The sequence below is a fragment of the Streptomyces sp. CLCI03 genome (assembly GCF_053615355.1).
Genome location: NZ_CM132132.1, coordinates 1,627,945 through 1,649,824 on the forward strand (window position 1 = coordinate 1,627,945; position 21,880 = coordinate 1,649,824).

16 protein-coding genes, 1 tRNA gene and 1 pseudogene are annotated in these 21,880 nt (G+C 73.1%); 9 read left to right on the plus strand and 9 right to left on the minus strand.

The features are described 5' to 3' along the window. Position 1: 1 nt before the first annotated feature. Complete coding sequence (locus ACWG52_RS07470) at positions 2–1,369, minus strand: 6-phospho-beta-glucosidase (protein WP_453128247.1); 1,368 nt, start codon at positions 1,367–1,369, stop codon at positions 2–4. A 123-nt stretch (positions 1,370–1,492) separates the two neighbouring features. Further along, positions 1,493–2,362 (minus strand): MmyB family transcriptional regulator, encoded by an 870-nt coding sequence (locus tag ACWG52_RS07475; protein ID WP_390136873.1) that lies wholly within the window; start codon positions 2,360–2,362, stop codon positions 1,493–1,495. Between the two features lie 334 nt (positions 2,363–2,696). Between ACWG52_RS07475 and ACWG52_RS07480 the strand changes: the two genes are divergently transcribed. From ACWG52_RS07480 to ACWG52_RS07490, 3 genes are all read left to right on the plus strand, one after another. Continuing rightward, positions 2,697–3,365: a helix-turn-helix domain-containing protein gene (locus ACWG52_RS07480; protein WP_033220048.1), complete on the plus strand. Its 669-nt coding sequence runs from the start codon at positions 2,697–2,699 to the stop codon at positions 3,363–3,365. Positions 3,366–3,429: 64 nt separating this feature from the next. After that, positions 3,430–3,987, plus strand: coding sequence for a toxin-antitoxin system, toxin component (locus ACWG52_RS07485; protein WP_327738503.1), 558 nt, complete (start codon positions 3,430–3,432; stop codon positions 3,985–3,987). Beyond that, positions 3,984–5,153, plus strand: a complete 1,170-nt coding sequence (locus ACWG52_RS07490) for an MAB_1171c family putative transporter (protein WP_389813395.1) — start codon at positions 3,984–3,986, stop codon at positions 5,151–5,153. Before ACWG52_RS07485 ends, ACWG52_RS07490 begins: the two co-directional genes overlap by 4 nt. Positions 5,154–5,183: 30 nt before the next feature. Here ACWG52_RS07490 and ACWG52_RS07495 read toward each other — a convergent pair whose 3' ends face one another. Then, positions 5,184–5,966 (minus strand): bestrophin-like domain, encoded by a 783-nt coding sequence (locus tag ACWG52_RS07495; RefSeq protein WP_389813392.1) that lies wholly within the window; start codon positions 5,964–5,966, stop codon positions 5,184–5,186. Positions 5,967–6,030: 64 nt separating this feature from the next. Continuing rightward, positions 6,031–6,624 carry a hypothetical protein gene (locus ACWG52_RS07500; protein WP_453128252.1) on the minus strand — a complete coding sequence of 198 codons (594 nt, stop codon included), beginning with the start codon at positions 6,622–6,624 and terminating at the stop codon, positions 6,031–6,033. Between the two features lie 115 nt (positions 6,625–6,739). Here ACWG52_RS07500 and ACWG52_RS07505 point away from each other — a divergent pair, with 115 nt between their 5' ends. The 4 genes from ACWG52_RS07505 to ACWG52_RS07520 all read left to right on the plus strand — a co-directional run bounded on the left by ACWG52_RS07505 (position 6,740) and on the right by ACWG52_RS07520 (position 12,172). After that, positions 6,740–8,440 carry a serine/threonine-protein kinase gene (locus ACWG52_RS07505; RefSeq protein WP_389813387.1) on the plus strand — a complete coding sequence of 567 codons (1,701 nt, stop codon included), beginning with the start codon at positions 6,740–6,742 and terminating at the stop codon, positions 8,438–8,440. A gap of 97 nt (positions 8,441–8,537) precedes the next feature. Next, positions 8,538–10,136, plus strand: coding sequence for a YfcC family protein (locus ACWG52_RS07510; RefSeq protein ID WP_390136875.1), 1,599 nt, complete (start codon positions 8,538–8,540; stop codon positions 10,134–10,136). Positions 10,137–10,211: 75 nt separating this feature from the next. Beyond that, a complete protein-coding gene (locus ACWG52_RS07515; protein WP_390136878.1) occupies positions 10,212–11,522 on the plus strand; it encodes a sensor histidine kinase in 1,311 nt (436 codons plus the stop codon). Continuing rightward, positions 11,510–12,172: a response regulator gene (locus ACWG52_RS07520; RefSeq protein ID WP_453128255.1), complete on the plus strand. Its 663-nt coding sequence runs from the start codon at positions 11,510–11,512 to the stop codon at positions 12,170–12,172. The genes ACWG52_RS07515 and ACWG52_RS07520 overlap by 13 nt, the downstream gene beginning before the upstream one ends. Before the next feature lie 7 nt (positions 12,173–12,179). On the opposite strand, the gene ACWG52_RS07525 is transcribed toward ACWG52_RS07520, so the two are convergent. The 4 genes from ACWG52_RS07525 to metG form a co-directional block, all read right to left on the minus strand. Beyond that, complete coding sequence (locus ACWG52_RS07525; RefSeq protein ID WP_453128256.1) at positions 12,180–12,932, minus strand: hypothetical protein; 753 nt, start codon at positions 12,930–12,932, stop codon at positions 12,180–12,182. A 27-nt stretch (positions 12,933–12,959) separates the two neighbouring features. Further along, a complete protein-coding gene (locus ACWG52_RS07530; protein ID WP_389813371.1) occupies positions 12,960–15,518 on the minus strand; it encodes an MFS transporter in 2,559 nt (852 codons plus the stop codon). A gap of 40 nt (positions 15,519–15,558) precedes the next feature. After that, positions 15,559–16,821 carry a hypothetical protein gene (locus tag ACWG52_RS07535; protein WP_389813368.1) on the minus strand — a complete coding sequence of 421 codons (1,263 nt, stop codon included), beginning with the start codon at positions 16,819–16,821 and terminating at the stop codon, positions 15,559–15,561. A gap of 178 nt (positions 16,822–16,999) precedes the next feature. Further along, positions 17,000–18,715, minus strand: a complete 1,716-nt coding sequence (gene metG / locus ACWG52_RS07540; RefSeq protein WP_033220058.1) for a methionine--tRNA ligase — start codon at positions 18,713–18,715, stop codon at positions 17,000–17,002. Between the two features lie 498 nt (positions 18,716–19,213). On the opposite strand from metG, the gene ACWG52_RS07545 reads away from it, so the two are divergent. Together ACWG52_RS07545 and ACWG52_RS07550 are read left to right on the plus strand one after the other, a co-directional pair. Beyond that, a complete protein-coding gene (locus tag ACWG52_RS07545) occupies positions 19,214–19,780 on the plus strand; it encodes a sigma factor-like helix-turn-helix DNA-binding protein (protein ID WP_389813364.1) in 567 nt (188 codons plus the stop codon). A gap of 809 nt (positions 19,781–20,589) precedes the next feature. Continuing rightward, positions 20,590–21,309 (plus strand): annotated as a pseudogene (locus ACWG52_RS07550) (IclR family transcriptional regulator domain-containing protein); the annotation flags it as partial. Between the two features lie 391 nt (positions 21,310–21,700). On the opposite strand, the gene ACWG52_RS07555 reads toward ACWG52_RS07550, so the two are convergent. Further along, a tRNA-Leu gene (locus ACWG52_RS07555) sits at positions 21,701–21,785 on the minus strand. Positions 21,786–21,880 lie beyond the last annotated feature (95 nt).

Consider the following 21,880-nt stretch of genomic DNA (forward strand, 5'->3'; position numbering starts at 1 on the left):
ATCAGCGCAGGTAGGCGAGGCCCGGATGCGCCGCCGCGTACCCGTCGAGCAGGCGTCGGGCCACGCCCACCGAGTCGATGAGCGGATGGAGCGCGAAGGCCTTGACCGCGTCGGTCCGCGATCCGCTCGCGGCCGCCGCCAGGATCTCCCGTTCGACGGCCTTGACCGCCGTCACCAGCCCCACCGCGTGCAGGGGCAGCTGTGCGACGCCCACCGGGTGGGCGCCGTTCGCGTCGACCAGACAGGGCACCTCGATGACGGCCTCGGCGTCGAGGACGGACAGCGTCGAGCCGTTGGGTACGTTCAGGATCAGTGTGGCCCGTTCGTCCCGGGCGATGGCCCGCATCAGCGCGAGCGCGACCTTCTCGTAGCCGCCGGATTCGAGGTCGCTCTCCTCGCGCTCCGGGGCACCTGCCGCCTCGCGGTTCTCGGCCATGTACGTGGCTTCGCGCTCGGCCCGGGTACGGTCCCAGGCGGCCAGCGCCGCCCCGGCCGGCGCCCCGGCCCGGGCGGCCTCGGCGTAGAAGCCGCGCTGCTGGTCGCGCAGGAAGGCCCCGCGGGTCTGCTCGGCCTCCTGGTACGCCCGTACGGTGTCACGGTTGAAGTAGTAGTAGTGCAGGTACTCGTTGGGGATCGCGCCGAGCGAGCGCAGCCATTCGGCCCCGAAGAGCCGGCCCTCCTCGAAGGACTCCAGCGCCTCGGTGTCGGCCAGCAGCCGGGGCAGCTCGTCGCGACCGCCGACGCGCAGCCCGCGCACCCAGCCCAGGTGGTTGAGGCCGACGTAGTCGATCCAGGCGTCCTGCGGCCGGGCGCCCAGCAACCGGGCGATGCGCCGGCCGAGGCCCACGGGGGAATCACAGATGCCGATCACCCGCCGGCCGAGCACCTCGGCCATGGCCTCGGTGACCAGCCCGGCCGGGTTGGTGAAGTTGATGACCCATGCCTCGGGGGCGTGGCGGGCGATCCTGCGGGCGATCTCGCGCGCCACCGGCACGGTCCGCAGGCCGTACGCGATCCCGCCGGCGCCCACGGTCTCCTGGCCGAGGACACCCTCCGCCAGGGCGATCCGCTCGTCCGCGGCGCGCCCTTCCAGGCCACCGACGCGAATGGCGGAGAAGACGAAATCGGCCCCGCGCAGGGCCTCGTCGAGCTCCCCGGTGACCGTCACGGTCGGCGGGTCCACCGTCGGATCGGCCGCCGACGCGGCCGCGGCCTGGTCACGGAGCACCCGGGCCATGGCGGTGAGCCGCGCCGGGTCCTCGTCGTACAGCGTCACCTGGGACACCCTGCCCTCGGCGCGGTCGCCGAGCAGTGCCCCGTGGACGAGCGGGACCCGGAAGCCGCCCCCACCGAGGATCGTCAGCCGCACGCCCCTACCGCCTTTCGCCAGTGCAGATCCCGTCGCCGACGCCGCCGCCGTGACGGCCGATGCCACGATCGGCGGCACGGAAGCCACGGCACACGTCCGCGGGCACCAGTCTGCCCCGGCCGGTCACTCCACCGGCGACGGCACGGCGCGCAGCCTGGCTCCCTGCTGCTGGGTGAAGCCGCCGCCGCGGACGGGGCCGCTCGGTGCGCCCGTGGGCGTCGAAAGGATCAGGGTGATCCGGGTCAGCCCCATCTCGCCCAACATCCGACTGGTCTCGGCCACCATCCGGCACCGCACCAGCCCCCACCGCGGGTCGGGGTGGCGCACGGTGCGCACCGCCCCGTCGAGCTCGGCGGCGTCGGTCCCGTGGGTGCTCAGCCAGTGCGGCACGCCGTACCGGTAGGCCGCCTCCATGAACGGGTCACGGGCCACCTCCTGGCGGATGCTGCGCAGCCCCTCGTCCTCGGGGGCGCCGGCCAGCGCGGTCGCGAACTGGGCCAGCAGCGGTACGCACCAGGCCGGTTCATGGTCCTCCAGCACGGCTGCCGCGTCCGGGTGGAACAGCACGAAGCGCAGGAAGTTGTCGTCCGGCAGGGCCGTCGGGTGGGGTCTCACCGACCGGAAGAGCTGGTCGAAGGCCGAGTTGGTCAGGGCCACGTCCCAGCGGTGGTCCACCAGGAAGCTCGGGTACGGCACGGACTCCATGAGGGCGGCGTAGTCGCACAGGTAGTCACGCTGCGCCGGATCGTCGGGCAGCCGGTTCTCCTCGGCGGCCCGCCACGTGGGCGGCGGATCGCGGTCCACCATGACGCGGAACAGCCAGAAGCATTGCCGCTCGCTCATTTCCAAGGACTCGGCCAGGGCGAGCAGTTTGCGGTCCGTCCACTCCTTGACCAGACCTCTTTCCCAATTCCCGTACGCGCGCACGCTGATGCGCAATCGGGCGGCGAGGTCTTCCTGACTCAGGCCCAGCTCCTCGCGGCGCTGGCGCAAAATCTCCTTGCGTCGCTCCGACCGCACGGCACCGCGGGCGGGTTCTTCGCCCGTCAGGCGCTCTTCAACGGCTCGGGCGAGTCCATCGGACGGGCCCACCGCTGCGAGATGTGGCACTGAGAGCTCCCCCTCCTCCGGTCTGGATCTTCATTTCCGTGTGGCGATCCTGCTACCGACTTCATTCGAGTGTCAACTATTGTGGCAATTCCAGCCTCTTGACAGCTCATTCCCGCCACAGCTGTGGCACGTTCTAGCCCTTACGGGCGAGAGCGGCTAGATTCCAGAAGCCGACCATGTGCCCATACCGACTTCGCGCGATCTAGGAGAACCACTGGTGACAGACGGCTTCCCGGCTCCCGTCGCGGTGGCCGACGCACCCCTGGCAGCCACCATCACGCGTGTCGCCGAACTCGCGGGAAAGATGGGCCGCGACCGTAACCAGGTCTTCGACCTGCGGCGGCTCTCCGAGGCCTCCGGCGTACCCACGGACGTGGTCAGGACCCTGCTCGACGGCAGGCCGGCCGGCGAACCCGATCTGCAGACCCGCTTCCTCCAACGTCTCGACCTGCTGCGGCGGACCCGCGTCAAACCGAACGGCCGCCGCTACACCCAGCAGGAGATCGCGGACGGCGCCGGCATGTCGCGGCAGCAGGCCGGAGCGCTGATCAACGGCGACCGGCGTCCCACCATGGAACACTGCGACGCGATCCAGCGGTTCTTCGGAGTGCACGCCGGCTTCCTCACGGCGCACGACGCGGACGCCCTCACCGACGCGCTCCAGCGGACGGAACAACAGCTGCTCCAGGACTTCGCTGGCCGGGCGCGGGAAACCGTACCGGCCTCGGGCGCATCGGCGGGCGATCCACTGGCAAGACTCCTCCAGAACCACGGTGTACGGGGCATCGCCTGGCGCGCCGCCCAACTGCCCAGCGACAAGCACCGGGACAAGGTGACCGAATGGCTGGACATGCTCCTCGAAAGCGTCAAACCGAACGAATCCTGACCCAGTCGAAAGTCTGGGTCTGATCCTTGAGTCCTGATCCGGATCCGCGCCGACGGGGAGAACGGTGAGCATAGGCAGAGAGCAGCGGCGGTTGTGCGGGGAGCTGGTGGCCGGCATCCGGCTGACCGCCCCCGTGGAACCCATGGACCTCTACGCTGCCCTCTGCGAGGGCATGAGCAGACACCGCGGCCGCCGGGTGGACTTCCGGATGGCCTCGTTCCCACCGCGGACGGCCAGCGGCCTGTGGCTCGACATGGCGGACCGCGATCTCGTGGTCATCGAGGAACGCACCGCCCCGGACCACCAACTGGTGATCCTGGGCCACGAGCTGTGGCACATGAAGGCGGGTCACTGCAGTCACCACGTCGACGGCGCCGCCGTCGCCGCGCGGCTGCTGACCGACGAGGCCGACATCGGCGAGACCGTGCGCCGCGTCGCCGCGCGCACCCGCGCCGACGTCCAGGAGGAGACCGAGGCCGAAACCTTCGGCTTACTGCTCGGTAGTCGGTGTCGGAACTGGCTGGCCGGATCGGCGAGCCACCGCGCTCCGGTCCAGCGCGATCAATTGGCGGGCCGGATCGAGGCTTCGCTGGGCTACCGGGGGCACAGGAACGAGCGTTGAACGGCCAGGACTACTACATACCGGCGGCCGCGATGGCGGTCTCACTCGCCTTCAAGCTGCCGGCCCTGCGGCACAACTGGCGCGACCCGCTCCTACGGTCGGTCGTCGCCCTGCTGACCCTTGCCGGCGCGGTGTTCACCTTCGCCGCCCCGCCCACCATCGCGGCGGTCAACCGCTGGACCGGGATCGTCAACGTCTCGGCCCCACTCGTCTACTGCCTGATCACCGCCTTCAGCGCCTCCTGCCTGGTCCTGATGGTCAACTGGCGGGGCGGACCGGCCGAACGGACCCAAGGCATCTCGCGCCGCTGGATCCAGGGCTACAGCGCGGTGGTCGTCGCCCTGGTCGTGCTCTTCGCACTCGGTGAGGCCCCGCAGGAGCGCCTGCGCGACTTCGACACCTATTACGCGAACACGCCGTACATCGGCCACATGATCGCCCTCTACCTGCTGGCGCACTGCGTGGCCGCGGTGGTGATGGTGGTCCTGTGCTGGCGCTGGTCGCTCCAGGTCTGCGGCTGGCTGCGGGTCGGCCTGGTCATCATCGTCATCGGCTACATCTTCAACCTCGCTTACGACGCCACCAAGATGACCGCGGTCGTCGCCCGCTGGACCGGTCACGACCTCGACGGCCTCAGCACCTACGCCGCTCCGCCGCTCGCCTCCCTCGGGGCCCTGATCAGCGCGATGGGCTTCGTGGTCCCGCTCGTCTGCCAGCGGCTGTCGGACCACTGGCAGATCTGGGCGACGTACCGCCGGCTCGGCCCGCTCTGGCACGAGGTGCAGATCTCCGCGCCCAGCGGCACGCCCTCCGTGCAGATGGCCTGGTGGTCCGCGGCGGAACTGCGCGTGATCCAGCGCGAGTCGGACATCCACGACGGCTTCCTGCACCTCGGGCCGTACTTCGACAAGGGCCTGCGCGACGGCGCCTACGACAGCGCCGTCGCCGAGGGCGCCGACGAGGAGACGGCCCGCGCCGTCGCCGAGGCCGCCATGGTCGCGGCCGCCGTACGGGCCCGCTCCGCCGACCCCGACGGAAAGATCATCGGCGAGGACGAGGAGACGATCCTCGACACCGCCGACGGTCCCCGCGACCTGCTCCGGATCTCCCACGCGCTGCGCCACTCACCGGTGGTGCAGGCGGTCCGGCGCGAGGTGAGCGTGTAGCGGCGACGACCCGCCGGCCGTCGCCACCGCTCAGCGGGCGGCCACGGCCGCCGTCGCGCTCACCGGGAACAGATCCTGGAACGGCGCCGCCGAATCGATGCCCTCCCGCCCGTACGGCGCATCGAAGCTCCACACCATGAAGAGCAGGAACACGATCAGCGCGCTGAACAGTCCGGCGAGCAGCAACTCCCGGCCGGAGCGGCGGATCTGCAGGGTGAAGATCAACCCGATCGTGACCAGCCCGCCGACCAGCAGCCCGAACCACACCACCCCCGGCAGGGTGGACTCGGAGCTCTGCGTCCGCGAGTGCCGCGCGTCGTCGGCGGCCGCGATGTGGTCCAGCAGGGGCTGGTAGGCCTGCGCCTGGAGCTCGTTCGCCGGGCTCTGGTGCGTGACGTCGGTCCGCAGCTTGCCGAGCAGCACGGCGCCCTCGGCCGAGGCGCCGTCGCCGGAGGTCAGCAGCGGCCAGTCCACGGCGACGGTGTGGGAGACGTACGCGTCCACCTCGCCCCGGATCCGGTCGCGGACGGCCGCCGGGTAGACGTCGGCGCGCTGGGTGACCTCGTACAGGGCCTGGGCCTCACGGCGCACGCTGTCCTCGGCGGCGCCGCGCGCCTCCCAGACGCCCGCGATGGCCAGGCCCAGCACGATCGCGTAGACCACGCCCACCATCATCGTCATGTACTCGATGACATCGGGGGTTTCGCTGGTGTCCTCGTCGTCGGCGGCCCGGCGGTGCCGGATCGCGGTGATGGCGAGGACGAGGGCGCAGACGAGCGCCATGGCGATGGCCAGGACCAGCCATTCGGACACGTGGATTCTCCCGGTGTGGGTCGGTGGGTGACGTCGGTGGGTGAAGGGGGAACGGCGGCGTCGGTCAGCCGCGGCTCTTGGAGCGGGGGCGCAGGGCGGCGGCGGCCAGTACGGCCGGGGTGGTGACGACGACCATGAGCGTCACGGTGGACATCCCGCCCGGGCCGCGCCGCTCCAGGGCCACCGAGCGGTACGGACGCACGTGGAAGGCGCTCACCCGTGCGACGGCGGCCCCGGCCGCGGGCGGGGCGGGGGCGTCGGCCGGCGCCGGTGCGGAGGGATCCTCGGGACCCGCCGCGGGCTCCGGCGGCTGCGACCCCCCGGCCCTCGCCTCCGCGGAAGGCACCCCACCGCCCGGAGGGCTCGGCGGCGCGGGCTCGGCCGGCCGCGCGGGCCGCCCCGCGGGGGTGGCGGACCCGGCGGGCCGCCCCGGATGACGCACGGTCGGCCGCTCGGCGCCGGGTACGACCACCCGTACCGAGGGCAGTCCGGACGGCGGCCGGAAGACCGGCCGCTCCGGCCGCCCCGCCGGCACGCACAGGTCGACGCGGGCCCCGTAACCGTCGCCGTCGTCCTCGCCCGCGACCGCCACATGGCCCTGCAGCGGGCAGAGCGCGGCCACCAGGCCCGCCCCGGCGAAGTACTGCCAAGCGGTCACCGCGCGCCTCCCGAAATCCGCAGCAGAAGTAAGGGCTACCGGTGAAGAAACGATCAAGGGGCGGCTTCGACACGCCGCGGACGGGTGCATATCGCGGATGCGGCATGATGTCGCCATGGGGACCGAGGGGGCGAACGCCCGGCTGATCGCAGGGCGCTACCGGTTGGACGCCAAGCTCGGACGCGGCGGCATGGGCATCGTGTGGCGCGCCACCGACCAGTTGCTCGGCCGGAACGTCGCGGTCAAGGAGGTCGCGCTCGACCCGGCACTGTCCGAGGAGGAGGCCCGGCACCAGCGTGAGCGCACGCTCCGCGAGGCACGGGCGGCCGCGCAGCTCAAGCACCCGCACATCATCGTGGTGCACGACATCGTCGAGGACGGCGAACTCCCCTACATCGTCATGGAACTGGTCGAGGGCGGCTCCCTCGCCGACCGGCTCTCCCGAACCGGCCCGGTGGATGTCGCGGAGGCGGCCCGGATCGGGATCGCGTTGGTCGGCGCGCTGCGCACGGCACACGCGGCCGGCGTGCTGCACCGGGACATCAAGCCGGCGAACGTCCTTCTGGAGGCCCCGGGCGGGCGGGCCGTGCTCACCGACTTCGGCATCGCCCAGGTCTCGGGTGCCACGACGCTGACCACCACCGGGTCCTTCGTCGGTTCCCCCGAATACACCGCGCCCGAGCGGATGTCGGGGCAGACGCCGGCGGGACCCGAGGCCGATCTGTGGTCGCTGGGCGCCTTGCTGTGCGCGGCTCTCAGCGGTACCTCGCCCTTCCGGCGGGACTCCCTCGGCGGGATCCTGCACGCGGTGGTCTTCGACGAGATCCGGCCGCCGGAGGCGTGCGGGCCGCTGCTGCCGGTGGTGCGGGGACTGCTGGAACGGGACCCCGCCGGGCGGCTCGGCGCGGAGCGGGCCGAACAGATGCTGCGGGCCTGCGCGGAGGCGGCCGCGGCGCCGTACACCCCGACGCGGTCCGCCCCGGTGGCCCCGGCCGTGCCGAGCCCCGCTCCGCAGGCGCCGGCCGCGCCTGCCCCCACCCCCCGCACGCCCGTTCCGCACGGCCCGACGCACCCCGGCGCGGCCCCGGTGGCCGCGCCGACGCCCGTGTCGGCCCCCGTACCGGCTCCGGTGCCCGCAGCCGCCCCCGTGAGCGCGCCGGGGAAGCGGCGCCCGGGGGCGGCGCTGATCGCCGCCCTGCTGGTGGCCGCGATCGCCGGGGCGGGCGTGTCCGCCGCGCTGCTCACGGACGACGGCGAGCGCGGCGGGCGGACCTCCACGAGCGGGGCGGCCGGTCAACCGTCCGCACCCGCCTCCACCACCCCCGGCGAGCGGACCGGCACGGTCTCCCCCTCGTCCGACGACAGGCCCGCGCCCGCCGGCTACCACGTCGTCACCGACCCGGAGGGCTTCTCGCTCGCCGTACCCCTCGGCTTCACCCGCAAGGTGGAAGGTCCGCGGATCTTCTACATGTCACCCGGTGAGACCTTCCGCATCGGCATCAAGATCGCGGAGCCCGAGTCGGGCGGCCCGCTGGCCGTCCATCAGCGCGCCCACGCCAAGGGGCCGGGCACCAACCCCGGTTACCGGGACGCCCAGGTCGAGATGACCTCGCGGAACGGCCGGCAGGGCGCCCTCTGGTTGTTCACCTGGGACGGCTTCTCCCCCGCCGAGGGCCCCCGACACACGCGTGACCTGTGCTGGGAGGAGGACGGTCGGCTGTACGACGTGTGGGTGTCCTCACCGGTCCGCCAGGCCGACGAGGCCCGCGGGTATTTCGACACCGCGGTGTCGACCTTCGTACGCACCGGAGGCTGACACCCGCCGCCGCGCCTCCGTTCACCCGGCAGGCGCAGCCCACCACGGCACCCGCCACCGCGCCGCTCCATGATCGGAGGAGCGGACCCTCTCAGGGATGGTGGCGGATGGAACCGGACAGCCGAGGTACCCGTTGAGCGCGACTCCCCCGGCTCCCCCCGCGCCCCCGACCCCCGCCGATCCGGCCCCCTCGCCCGCTCCGGAGGAGCCCGCCGGCAAAGGGTTCCGCCTTCCGAGCGCGCTGACCGTTCTGGCCCTGGTCACGGTGGGGGTGTGGCTGCTGGCCTTCCTCGTCCCGGCCGGCCGGTACGACCGCGACGACAGCGGTGCGCCCATCTCCGGCACCTACCACCGGGTCCCGGACACCCAGAGCTTCGTCGACCGGCTGAACGACCTCTTCCTGGCCCCCGTGAACGGCCTCTACGGCATCCGGGACGAGAAGACCGGCGAGGTCGGGCCCACCTTCAGCGGCGAGCTGTACGGCAGCGCCGGCGTCTTCCTCTTCGTCCTCGCCATCGGCGCGTTCATCACCGTCGTCTTCGCCACCGGCGCCCTCGACCGCGGGATCGCCCGCCTCGCCCATCGGCTGCGCGACCGCGGCGCCCTGCTGATCGCCGCCGTGATGCTGGTGTTCTCCGTCCTCGGCACCGTGGAGGGCTTCGCGGAGGAGACCCTCGGCTTCTACGGGCTGCTGGTGCCGATGATGCTGGCCCTCGGCTACGACCGGATGGTCGCCGTCGGCACGGCCATCCTGGGCGCGGGGATCGGGGTCCTGTGCTCCACCGTGAACCCCTTCGCGACGGGCGTGGCCTCGGCGGCCGCCGACATCTCGCTGGGCGACGGCATCGCGCTGCGCTTCGTGATGTGGGTGGTCCTGACGGCCGTGACCATCCTCTACGTCGTCCGGTACGCGAAGCGCGTCGAGAAGGACCCGGCCAGGTCCGTGTGCGGGTTCCTCCCCGGTGACCGCGAGCAGAAGGCGACCGGCGCCGAGGAGGTGGCTCCGGAACTGACCCGGCTGCACAAGCTGGTGCTGGTGCTGGTCACCGTGGTCTTCGGCTTCATGATCTTCTCGGTGGTCCCCTGGGCCGGCGCGCTCACCGGCGAGGCGGACGCCGCCCCGTACGCCTGGGAGCTGGGCTGGTCCTTCCCGGAACTCTCGGCGCTGTTCCTGTGCGCCTCCGTGCTCGTGGGCCTCGTGGCAGGGATGGGCGAGGCGAAGATCAGCGCCACGATCGTCCAGGGCGCCGCCGACTTCATCTCTCCGGCCCTGGTCATCATGCTGGCGCGCGGGGTCACCGTCATCATGAACAACTCAAGGATCACCGACACCGTCCTGCACTCCATCGAGGGCGCGGTGCAGGGCACCTCGTCGACGCTCTTCGCGGTGATCGTCTTCCTGGTCAACCTCCCCCTGGCCTTCCTGATCCCCTCCACCTCCGGACACGCCACCCTCGTCATGCCCATCCTGGCCCCGCTCGCCGACTTCGCGGGCGTCTCGCGCGCGTTGGTCGTCACGGCCTGGCAGTCGGCGAGCGGTTGGATGAACCTGTGGGTCCCCACCTCGGCGGTGACCATCGGCGGTGTCGCCCTGGCCAAGGTCGGCTACGACAAGTACCTACGCTTCGTCTGGCCCCTGTTGGCCATCCTCCTCGTGCTGATCTGCGGCTTCCTGGCGCTGGGCGCGGCGATGTGACGCCTCGTCAAGGGCCGGTGCGGGCGCCGGCCCCGCTCCATACCGACCGGCGGGACACCCCTAAGCTGGGGACACATGTCCGACTCCCTCCCCCTCCCCGAACGGGACGGCCCCGCGCCCGTCGCCGTCCTGACGGCGATACGCCGACCGCTGCGGTTCCTCGGCTCGTGGTGGCCCTGGCGGTGCTGGGCGTACCTGGGCAGCGGGTTCCTCATCGGCTACCCCGTACTGATCGTCCTCGTGGTGCTCCTCGGGGTCGGCGTGGCGCTGGCGGTGGTCGGGATCGGGCTGCTGATCCTGATCGGCGCCGTCGCCGCCGGGGTGCCGCTGGCAGCGCTGGAGCGGTGGCGGCTGCGGTGCGTGGAGCCCGTGCCCGTACCGGACCCACACACCTCCCTCGCCGGGGCCGGACCGGCGGCCTGGCTGCGGACCCGGCTGCGGGAGCGGGCCACCTGGCGGGAGTTCGCGTACGCCACCCTGCTCGGGCCCGTCTTCGGGGCGGCCGGGTTCGCCGTGATCACCCTGCTGGCCTTCGCCCTGATCCTCGTCGCGACCCCGGCGATCGTCTGGGCCATCGCCCCGGACCACGTGATGCTGATCCCCGGCCGGCAGGTCTCCGGGCCGCTGGAGGCCCTGGGCGGCACGGCGGTCGGACTGGTGGCGATGACGGTGGCGGCGTACGCGGGCGCCCTGCTCACCGGGGCCCAGGTGAAGACGGCCCGGCTGCTCCTCGGGCCGCGCGTGGAGACCGACCGGATCCTGGAACTCACCCGCTCCCGGGTGCGCCTGGTCGACGCCTTCGAAGCCGAACGGCGGCGTATCGAGCGGGACCTGCACGACGGCGCGCAGCAGCAGCTGGTCGCCCTCAGCATGACCCTGGGCCTCGCCGAGCTGGAGCTGCGCGGGATCCCGCAGGCGGCCGGCGCGGCCGCCCTGGTGGCCCGGGGGCGCGGCGAGGCCAAGGTCGCCCTGGAGCAACTGCGCGACCTCGTCCGGGGTATCCATCCACAGGTCCTCACCGACCACGGGCTGGCGGCGGCCGTCGCCGAGGTCGCCCTGCGCCATCCCGTGCCGGTGTCCGTGGACCTCGACGTGCCCCGGCTGGCCGAATCGGTCGAGATCACGGCGTACTTCACGGTCACCGAGGCGCTCGCCAACGCGGCCAAGCACAGCGGCGCCTCGCACGTCGCCGTCGTCGGTAAGGTCGAGGGTGACCGGCTCACTCTCACCGTCACCGACGACGGTCGTGGCGGCGCCGATCCGGGCGCGGGAGCGGGACTGGCGGGACTCGCGGACAGGGTGGCGATGTTGAAGGGCAGGCTGGTGGTGTCCAGTCCGGTGGGCGGACCGACCCGACTCCGGGTGGAGGTCCCGTGCTCCGGCTGATCCTCGCCGAGGACTCCGTGCTGTTGCGCGCCGGGTTGACGGAGCTCCTCACCCGTGGCGGGCACCAGGTCCTCGCCGCCGTCGGGAACGCCGAGGAGCTGGTGCGGGCGGTGGAGGCGCAGCGGCCGGACGCCGTCGTGACCGATGTGCGGATGCCGCCGGACTTCCGCGACGAGGGGCTGCGCGCCGCGCTCGAACTGCGGTCCCGGGACTCCTCGTTGCCCGTGCTCGTGCTCTCGCAGTACGTGGCCACGGCGTACGCCACCCAGTTGCTCACGGGGGCTTCGGCGGCCGGGTTGGGTTACCTCCTCAAGGACCGGGTCGGGGAGGTGGCCGAGTTCCTCGACGCCCTCCAACAGGTCGCCGAGGGGCGTACGGTCATCGATCCGGAGGTGGTACGGGTCCTGCTCAGCCGGCAGTCGGAGCAGCGGCCGCTGGCGCGACTGACCCCGCGCGAGCGGGAGGTGCTCACCTTGATGGCCTCGGGCCTCAACAACCAGGCTTTGGCGGCGCGGCTGTTCATCACCGAGGCCGCCGTGGTCAAGCACGCGTCGAGCATCTTCATGAAGCTCGACCTGGACGCCACCGAGGGCAACCGCCGGGTGCTTGCGGTCCTGGCCCACCTGTCGGGCCAGGACGCCGAGGCCTAGGCCTACCTCAGAAGCAGGAGCGCACCGCGTCGTCCCGGGCGGCGGGGCTGCGGTGGTGGTTCGCGTGTCCCGCGGCGAGCACCTGGCGCAGCTCGGCGAGGTGCGGGGTGTCCACCGGGAGGTCCAACCGGTCCAGGAGGGCCGACGCGGCGGCCGGTTCCAGGTCGCCGTACACGTCGTGGAAACTCGCCCGGAGGCCGCGGAAGAGCGCCGGGTGCAGGGCGGGCAGCCGTAGGGCGGTGCGGTAGGTCGGCTCCTTCACGGACCAGGGCACCGGGCCCGAGCACTCCAGGACGCGGCGGGCCCGGCGGAGCGGGGCTTGCGACGGGTCGGTCACCACGTGCTCGATGTCGTTGCCGAGCACCTCGGCGAAGGCCTTCGCGGAGGTGGCGCGGTCCTCGAACCAGTCCACCCACAGCGAGTAGGTGACGGCCTCGACCTCCTCGTCCGCCTCCAGGCGTCGGCGGTAGCCGTCCCACAGGACGTCGGCGGGCAAAGGGCCTTCGGAGCTGTCGTCCGCGAACCGGATCTCGCAGGTGACCCAGTACTCGTCCAGGAGGTCCAGCAGCCCGAAGGCCAGCCGCAGCCGGCCGGCGGCGTCCAGGTCTTCGGCGAACACGTCGCCGGCCCAGGTGTGCGCCACGTCGTTGGCCGTGAGCAGCACGTCCGGCTGCTCGTGGCGCACCCACCCGCCGCGCACCTGGGTGACGCCCTGTTCGGCCAGCCAGTGCCGCGCCGCCTCCACCGCTCCGCCGTCCATCCGGAAAGTATGACAAGCGGCGTGCCATCAGTACGGGACGGCCTGGTTCGCGTCCCGTCGCGCGGCCCGGGAGCTGATCAGCAGCGCGATCGGCAGGGCCGCGAGCACGAGGCCGCCGGCCGCGCACCACAGGGTGGTGGTGTAGGCGTCCAACAGCCGGGCGAACACGTCCGTGTCCTGGGAGATCCGGTCCAGGCGGCTCACCAGGACGGTGCCGAGCACGGCTCCGCCGATGGACTGCCCGAGGTGGTGGGCCGCGCCGAGGGCTGCCGAGGCCCCGCCGGCGTGCTGCGGGGACACCCCGGCGGTCGCGGTGGCGTAGAGCGGGACGAGGGCCAGGCCCAGACCGATGCCGGTGAGCAGCATGCCGGGCAGTACCCCGGTCGCGTAGCCGGCCGCACCTCCCGCACCGGCCAACAGCGCCAGGCCGAGGGCCGTGACCGCCAGGCCCGGCAGGATCAGGGCGCGGGGGGCGGTGCGGGGCAGCAGGCGGGCGGAGACCTGGGTGGCGGTCACGAGGGCGGCGGCGACGAGCGGCAGGTGGGCCGTCCCGGCGGCGGCCGGACCCTCGCCGCGGATCTGCTGGGCGAAGAAGCCGAGGGCGGGGAGGAGGGCGACCAGGGCGGCGCCCGTGAAGAGGACGGCCAGGAGGGAGGCGAGGCGGTTCCGGTCGGCGAGGACGTACGCGGGGAGCAGCGGGCCGGAGGTCCGCCGCTGCCACCACAGGAAGGCGGCGAGCAACGCGATGCCGCCCACGAACAGCGCCAGGCTCCGGACGGCGCCCCAGCCCACCGTCTCGACCTCGGCGAGGCCGTAGGCCAGGGCCGCGGAGCCCGCCGTACCGAGGAGTGCGCCGGGTCCGTCGAAGCGGGCCCCGGTGCGGCCCGGACGGTCGGGCAGCAGGGTGAGCGTGCCGATCAGGGCGAGCAGGGCGAGCGGCACGACCGACCACAGGGCCCAGCGCCAGGTCAGGGTCTCGGCGAGCCACCCGCCGGTGAACACGCCGAGCGCGCTGCCGCCGGCGGCGACGGCCGCGTAGATCCCGAAGGCTCGGCCGCGTTCCCGGGGGTCGGTGAATCCGGTGACCACCAGGGACAGCGCGGCCGGGACCAGCAGGGCCGCGAAGGCCCCCTGCAGGGCGCGGGAGGCGATCAGCGGCCCCGCCCCGGAGGCCGCTCCGCCGAACACGGCGTTCGCCGCGAGACCGATCAGTCCGGCCACCAGCATCCGGCGGGCCCCGAGCAGGTCGGTGAGGTGGCCGCCGAGCAGCAGGAGTCCGGCGAGGGTGACCAGGTAGACGCCGAAGACCGGGTTCAAGGCGTCGGCGCCGAGGCCGAGATCGGCATGGATCTGCGGCCCCAGCAGGCTGAACTGCGCCGCTTCGACCAGCACCGACAGCTGCGTCAGGGCGAGGACCGCCAGGCCCCACCATCGCCTGGGGTGCGGGGTCGCGTCGGCGACGGACGGGTCGCCGGGTGCGGGGCCCGGGGGCGGGCCGAAGCCGTCCGCGGGGCCGAAGTGGCCGGGGGGCGTGGGGGCGTACGCGGGCGGCGGGGGCGGTGTCGGATACGGGGAGGCGTCCTGCCGGGACTGCGCCGGTACGAGGCGGGGGTCCGACGGCCCGGCGGGCGGGTCCTCGGTCGGGGCTTCGCCCGCTCCGGCCCCGCCGCCGCCCCGTACGGGTGACGCCGGTGCGTAGTCCAGCAACCGCGCCGCATGGCGGCCCAGTTCGGCCAGGACCGCGCCCGGGAGCCATTCCCCGGCGGCGTCCGCCGCCGTACGCGCCGCCACCTCCTCGGGGGTGGGACGCCGGGCCGGGTCCTTGTGCAGGCAGGCGCCGACGAGTTCGACCAGCGGCTCCGGGACCCCGGTCAGGTCCGCCTCCTCCTCGGCGATCCGGAAGAGGTGGGCGTTCAGCCCGGTGTCCGTGGCGCCGAAGAGCATGCGTCCCGTGGCGGCGTACACGAGGACCGCGCCGAGGCAGAAGACGTCGCTGGCGGGGCTCAGTTCGAGTCCGCGGACCTGTTCCGGGGACATGAATCCCGGCGAGCCGATCAGCATGCCCGTGCGGGTGTGCAGGCTGTCCCCGGTCAGGCTGTCCATCGCTCGTGCGATGCCGAAGTCGATGACGCGGGGCCCGTCGACGGTGACGAGGACGTTGGACGGCTTCAGGTCGCGGTGGATCAGGCCCGCCTCGTGCACGGCCCGCAGGGCGAGGGCGAGGCGGTTGGCGAGGGTGCGTACCGAGTCCTCGGGCAGCGGGCCGAACTGCCGGGCGACGACGGTCTGCAGGTCGGGTCCCGGGATGTACTGCGTCGCCACCCAGGGCACGGCGGCCTCGGTGTCGGCGTCGAGCACCGCCGCCGTCCAACTGCCGCCCACCCGCCGCGCGGCGGCCACCTCCCGGGCGAACCTCCTGCGGAATTCGGGGTTCCCGGCGAACTCCGCCTGGACCACCTTCACGGCGACGGTACGGCCGCCCTCGGAGCGACCCAGATAGACCAGGCCCATGCCACCCGCGCCCAGCCGGGCGATCAGGCGGTACGGTCCGATACGGCTCGGGTCCTCGGCGATCAGCTGATCCACGAGCGGAAGAGTATTTCAACGATCCGATGTGCGGGGGCCATCAGGCGAAATGGCCTCCCGGCCGCTCGTTCCGCGCCGTCGGCCGCCCGCCGCCGGACGGCCGGAGCCGGAAGGATCCGGTCACCACGCGCGAGACGCCCGGTACGGCCACCGAGCGGGCCCAGACCGCCAGGAGGACCGGCAGCGCCAGGTAGCCGAAGCGGCCCGCCGGTGCCAGGAGGAAGGCCAGCGTGAGGCCGAGGGCAAGACGGTCGGCCGCGGCCACCACCGTACGCGGCGGCCGGGTGAGCAGGGAGAGGGCGACCGCGAGGCCTCCCGACAGCAGCAGGCCCATCGCGAGGTACCAGCCCCAGGGGCCCAGTTCGGTCAGCAGTCGCCCGGGCAGCGGGCTGCTCGCCGGGGTCGGCACCGGCGCCCGCCCGGTGGGGAAGGCGAACACCTGGCGCCACAGCTCCGCCGGCTGGAGAAGGGCGGCCGGCAGCACCAGCAGGGTCGTACCGCCGGCCGCCACCAGGGCGCAGCGCACCGCGGGCCGTCCGCCGCGGAGGACCGCGAGCAGGGCGACGGCCACGGCGACCGCGGGCAGTGCCGTCCACTTCAGCGCGCACGCCCCGGCGAGGGCCGCCCCGGTCAGGACGGGCCGCCCGGAGGCGGCGGCCGCCAGGGCCAGGCAGCAGAGCCCGGCCAGCGGCAGGTCGACCCCGCTCACCGTCAGGGGCAGGGCCACCACCGGCGAGGCCGCCAGGACGGGCAACAGCCGGCCCGGCCCACCGCTCGGCCCATCGCCCCACCCACCAGCCGGCCCGCCCCCGAGCAGGCGTCGGGCCGCCCACAGGCAGCCGAACAACGCGGCCGCGCACCAGATCCGGGCGTCCCCCAGCATCCGCACCACCCAGCCGTCCCCGCTGCCGTCGCCCCCGAGCAGCGCCCGCGGTACGCCGAGCAGAGCCATGCCGGGCAGGTAGGGGGTGTACTCCTCGACCTGCGCGGGCCGGTCGACGTAGAGCCGGCCGGAGTCCAGCAGGAGCCGGCCGGACCGTTCGATGACGGTCACCTCCGACTGGCCCTGGCCGGTCAGGACCAGCCACAGCAGCGGTACGGCGACGGCGCCCAGCAGGGCGGCCGCGAGCGCCGCGCGGCGGCGGCCGAGTGCGGTGGCCGCGGCGGCCCCGAGGTATCCGGCGGCGGCGCACCAGCCCCACAGCCGGTGCGGGGCCAGTGCGGAGAACAGGGGGAAGGACAGCGCCCACGCGGCGGCGAGCAGCCAGCCGGTGGTCCACCGGGCGGTAGGGGAAAGGGTCATGGCCCCATTCCAGCCGCGCCGCGCCGCCCGGTCTGCACGGCCAGGTGGACGGTCCGCGGTGGGGTTTTCCCTACCGAGCGGGGCACGCGAAAGGGGCACGCGAAAGGGGCACGCGAAAGGGGCACGACCCCGACGGGTCGTGCCCCTCACACCGTTGTCACCGGGCCCTGCGGGGGCCTCAGGCCTCCGGGTTACCGCCGAACCGCTCGCGGTAGGACTCCAGGTCCTCCTCCGTGACCCGCGCGAACAGCACCGGCGGCACCGTGAACGGGGTACCGGCCGGCACCGCGTCCAGGGAGCGGGCCTGCTCCGGGGTGATCCAGGTGGCCGTGTCGTCGGCGAGCGCGAACGAGGAGCGCATGGCGCGCGCCGAGGCCGGGATGAACGGCTCGGAGACCACCGAGTAGAGGTGGATGAGGTTCATCGCGGTGCGCAGGGTGAGCGCCGCGCCCTCCAGGTCGGTCTTGACCTCCAGCCAGGGGGCCTTCTCGTCGAGGTACGCGTTTCCGGCCGACCACAGGGCGCGCAGCGCGGCCGCGGCCTTGCGGTACTGGAGGGCGTCCATGTGGCCCTCGTACTCGGCCAGCAGCTCGGCGATCTGCTCGCCCAGCTTGGCCTCGGCCTCGCCCGCGGGGCTGCCGGCGGGGACGTCGTCACCGAACTTCTTGCGGGAGAAGGTCAGTACGCGGTTCACGAAGTTGCCGAGGGTGCCGCCGAGGTCCTTGTTGACCGTGGCCTGGAAGTGCTCCCAGGTGAAGGACGAGTCGTCGGACTCGGGTGCGTTGGCGATGAGGAAGTAGCGCCAGAAGTCGGCCGGGAGGATCTCCAGCGCCTGGTCGGTGAAGACGCCGCGCTTCTGCGAGGTGGAGAACTTGCCGCCGTAGTACGTCAGCCAGTTGAAGGCCTTGACGTAGTCGACCTTCTTCCACGGCTCGCGGGTGGCCAGTTCGGTGGCGGGGAACATCACCGTGTGGAACGGGACGTTGTCCTTGGCCATGAACTGCGTGTAGCGGACGTCCTCGGCCTCGTACCACCACGACGTGTAGTCGCGGTTCGCCGGGTCCAGGTCGGCCCACTCCTTGGTCGAGCCGATGTACTCGATCGGGGCGTCGAACCAGACGTAGAAGACCTTGCCCTCGGCGGCGAGCTCGGGCCAGGTGTCGGCCGGGACCGGGACGCCCCAGTCGAGGTCACGCGTGATGGCGCGGTCGTGCAGGCCCTCGGTCAGCCACTTGCGGGCGATGGAGGAGGCGAGCTGCGGCCACTCCTCCTCGTGCTCGGAGACCCAGGCCTCGACCTCGTGCTGGAGCTTGGACTGCAGGAGGAAGAGGTGCTTGGTCTCGCGGACCTCCAGCTCGGTGGAGCCGGAGATGGCCGAGCGGGGCTCGATCAGGTCCGTGGGGTCGAGGACGCGGGTGCAGTTCTCGCACTGGTCGCCGCGGGCCTTGTCGTAGCCGCAGTGCGGGCAGGTGCCCTCGACGTAGCGGTCCGGGAGGAAGCGGCCGTCGACCGGCGAGTACACCTGCCGGATCGCGCGCTCCTCGATGAACCCGTTCTCCTGCAGCTTGCGCGCGAAGTGCTGGGTGATCTCGCGGTTCTGCGCGGAGGAGCTGCGGCCGAAGTAGTCGAAGGACAGCTCGAAGCCGTCGTAGACCGCCTTCTGGGCGTCGTGGGCCTGCGCGCAGAACTCGGCGACCGAGACGCCGGCCTCCTTGGCGGCGAGTTCGGCGGGGGTGCCGTGCTCGTCGGTGGCGCAGATGTAGAGGACGTCGTGGCCGCGCTGGCGGAGGTACCGGGAGTACACATCCGCCGGAAGCATCGACCCGACCATGTTGCCCAGGTGCTTGATCCCGTTGATGTAGGGAAGCGCGCTGGTGATCAGGTGTCGAGCCATCCTCGGATGCTCCATTTCCTCTGTGCGGTACAACGTGACGTAACGGATTGTGAATGCGGTTCATCGTATCGAACCGCCGTGAGGCCACGCGCCGCATTTGTACTTGGGTGGACGTAACGCAAAAGCGAGGGCTGTGACCTCTCCGTCACGGCCCTCGCGATCGGGCCCATGTTACAGCGGTACCGCGGGGCACCCGACCGGTGTCCAGGAGCCGGCGGTGGCATGGGCGACGGAGGGTTCGACCGTGGGGGTTCGGCGATGGCACCGGCAGCGGGCATATGCATACGTGCTGGCTGGAGCCGTGCGTGATCGAGATCGATCACAGGTCGATCATCCACGACACATTGCTTCCAGGTTTCTTCTCTGCGCCCCCCGAGTGCGCCCGCGCTGCTTTCCTGTTCAGCGCACAGGGGATGAGGTGGAGCGGTGAACGATGGCGGACCGGAGGAGTCCGGTGGGGCCGTGGGACTACCGAGCCGGCGTCGGCGGCCGACTCCCATGAGCCAGTGGGATCCGACGGCGCGCCTGTCGTACTGGGCCTTCCACGCCAATCGGCGGCCCGCGTACATGCGGTTCGCCTATCTGCAGCTGGGCTCCGACGCGGCGGCCGAGGAGGCCGTGGACGCCACGTTCGACTCGATCATGGGTGAGTGGCTGCGGATGCTCCACATGGACCGCCTCGACGCCTACGCCTGGACCGTCCTCAAGCACTGTCTGGTCCACCGGCAGCGACGGCGCCACCCCGGGGAGCAGCGCCCCGAGCCGATGGACATCAGCGCCTTCGAGGCCGCCCTGAAGGAGGTCCACGCCGACCGGTACGAGGTGCTGACCGACACCATCCGTTTCTACTCCGCCGTCTCCCGGCTCGCCGAGCGGCAACGTGACGCCGTACTCCTGCGGTACGGGCTCCAGTGCACCCCCGGTGAGGCCGCCTCCGTGATGGGCGTCGACGAGGCCACGATCCGCTCCCACCTCGGACAGGCCCACCGGCGGCTCGCCCGTCTGCTCGCCACGTCCGCCGCGTCCCCCGAATCGGCCGCGCCCCCCGAATCCACCGAATCATGAGGCGCTCCGAACGGCAGGAGCGCCAGGACCGCGACCCGATCCCCCGCTCCCTGGCCGAACTCCTCGCCCGGGCCGGCGTCCGCGACCGCTACCGTCACTACGACCTCGGTGCCGCCGAGGCCCGGCTGCTGCGCGCCACACCGCACCCGCCGTCCGGCCACCGCGCGCGACGCCGGTCGGTGCACGGCTGGAGCGATCCCGCCCGGGACTGCCCCCTCGACGCCGAACGGGCCCGGCGCGACCTCAAGGCCGTCTGTCTCGCCTCCGCGTGCGCGCCCAAGGCCGGGGCGCACCTCGACTCCTTCCTGACCGACGGACACACCGACCTGGCCGGGGCCGTCGTCTTCGGCTGTCTGCTGCACCTGGCCGGGCTGCGCGAAGGGGCCCGCTTCTGGTGGCAGTTCGCCGCCGGGTCAGGGAGTCCGCGGACCTCCGTGGCCGCGTACTGCCTCTTCCTCGACCACTCGCGGCGCGGCGAGCACCACGACGCCCGGCACTGGGCGCGCGAGCTGGGCCGGCGCGGTTTCCGGCCGGGCGGCCGACGGGATCTGCGGGAGGTCCGGCTGTGCACGCAGGCGGCCGTGCTGTGCTACGTCGACCAGCGCGAGGATCCCGACCTGGGCCCGGTGCCGCTGCCGCGGCCCGGACTGTCCGGGGTACTGGCCGCGTTCCTGCCCCAGCCCGTGACCGTGTCGGCCTCGGCGCCGCGGCCGGCGGTCCCGCTCCGCCCGGCCACCGGCCCGCTGCGCCACCCGGCGCTGACGGAGGCGAGCCGCGGGACCGCCGGCCGGGCGGAGACGGGCCGGGCACTGACACAGGCGCGCCGCGCGCTGGCCGTCGTACGCGTCCTGGAGCGCCACCCGTTGGGGGTGCGAGCCGCCCAACTCGCCCGGGAGTCCGGCCTCGCCGAGGGGGAACTGCGGCCGCTGCTCGCGATGCTGTGCGAGGAGGAGTACGCGGTCCGCCCGGCGCTCGGGGTCTACGGGCGCGGCCCCGCCCTGGACCGGCTCGCCGCCCCCGGCGGGCACGGCCTGGCCGGGCAGCTCCAGCGCACCCTGGCCCTGGCCCGGGACAGCGCGGGCGCCGCCGTGTACCTCGGCCGGTACGCCGACGGCGAGGTCCGGATCACGCAGATGGCGGACGGGCCCGCGACCCCGCCGGTGCGGGAGTGGGTCGACTTCCGGGCCGCCGCGCACGCCAGCGCGGTCGGCAAGTGCCTGCTGACCCAGCTCGACCACGACGGCCGCGCCGACCATGTGGCCCGGCACCGGCCCGCGCGGCTCACCCCACGGACGATCACCGACAGTCGGGTCCTGTTCAGCGCGTTGGACGCGGTGGCTCCGGGCGCGCCCGTGTTCGACCTGCGCGAGTACTCCCCCGGGGTCGTCTGCTCGGCGGTCCCGATCGCCACCGGGATCGCCGCCGGGAGCCTCGCGCTCTCGCTGCCCGCGAGCCACGCCCACCGGCTGGGCGCGGCCACCGAGACCCTGCGCCGCAAGGCCGTCCCGGTGCTCCTGGCCCTGCTCCTGACGGGCGCGATCCCCCCGGACGCCCCGGCGGTCGCCGCCGAGGAGGCGGCTCCGGTCGGGCGGCCCCGGCCGATGCCGGCCCCGGTGACCCCGGAGACCTTGCGGCACCTGCGGCGGCTCTTCCCCACGCCGATCACCGGAGGCTCGACCGCGGCGGGCGGCCCCCACCTGGTCAGCGACACCGCGGCCGCCACTGCCTACCTCTTCGACGCCGTCCCGGACACCGACCAGCCCCGACTGTCACTGCCCCACACCTTCACCTCGCTCCCCCCGGGGAGCCTGAGCACCCCGACGGGCCTGGTGGTCCTGGGCCCGTGACCGGCCGGGAGCGCCGGACCGGACCGGGAGAACGGCAAGAGCCCCACACGATGTGTGGGGCTCTTGCTTCTTGTGTCCGAGGGGGGACTTGAACCCCCACGCCCGATAAAGGGCACTAGCACCTCAAGCTAGCGCGTCTGCCATTCCGCCACCCGGACCAGGTGGTCGGCCCCGGTTTCCCGCGGCGACATGGACAACAATAGCAAAGGATCGGCGGGGCTCCGACCACATATCCGGGCGGTGATCATCCGCC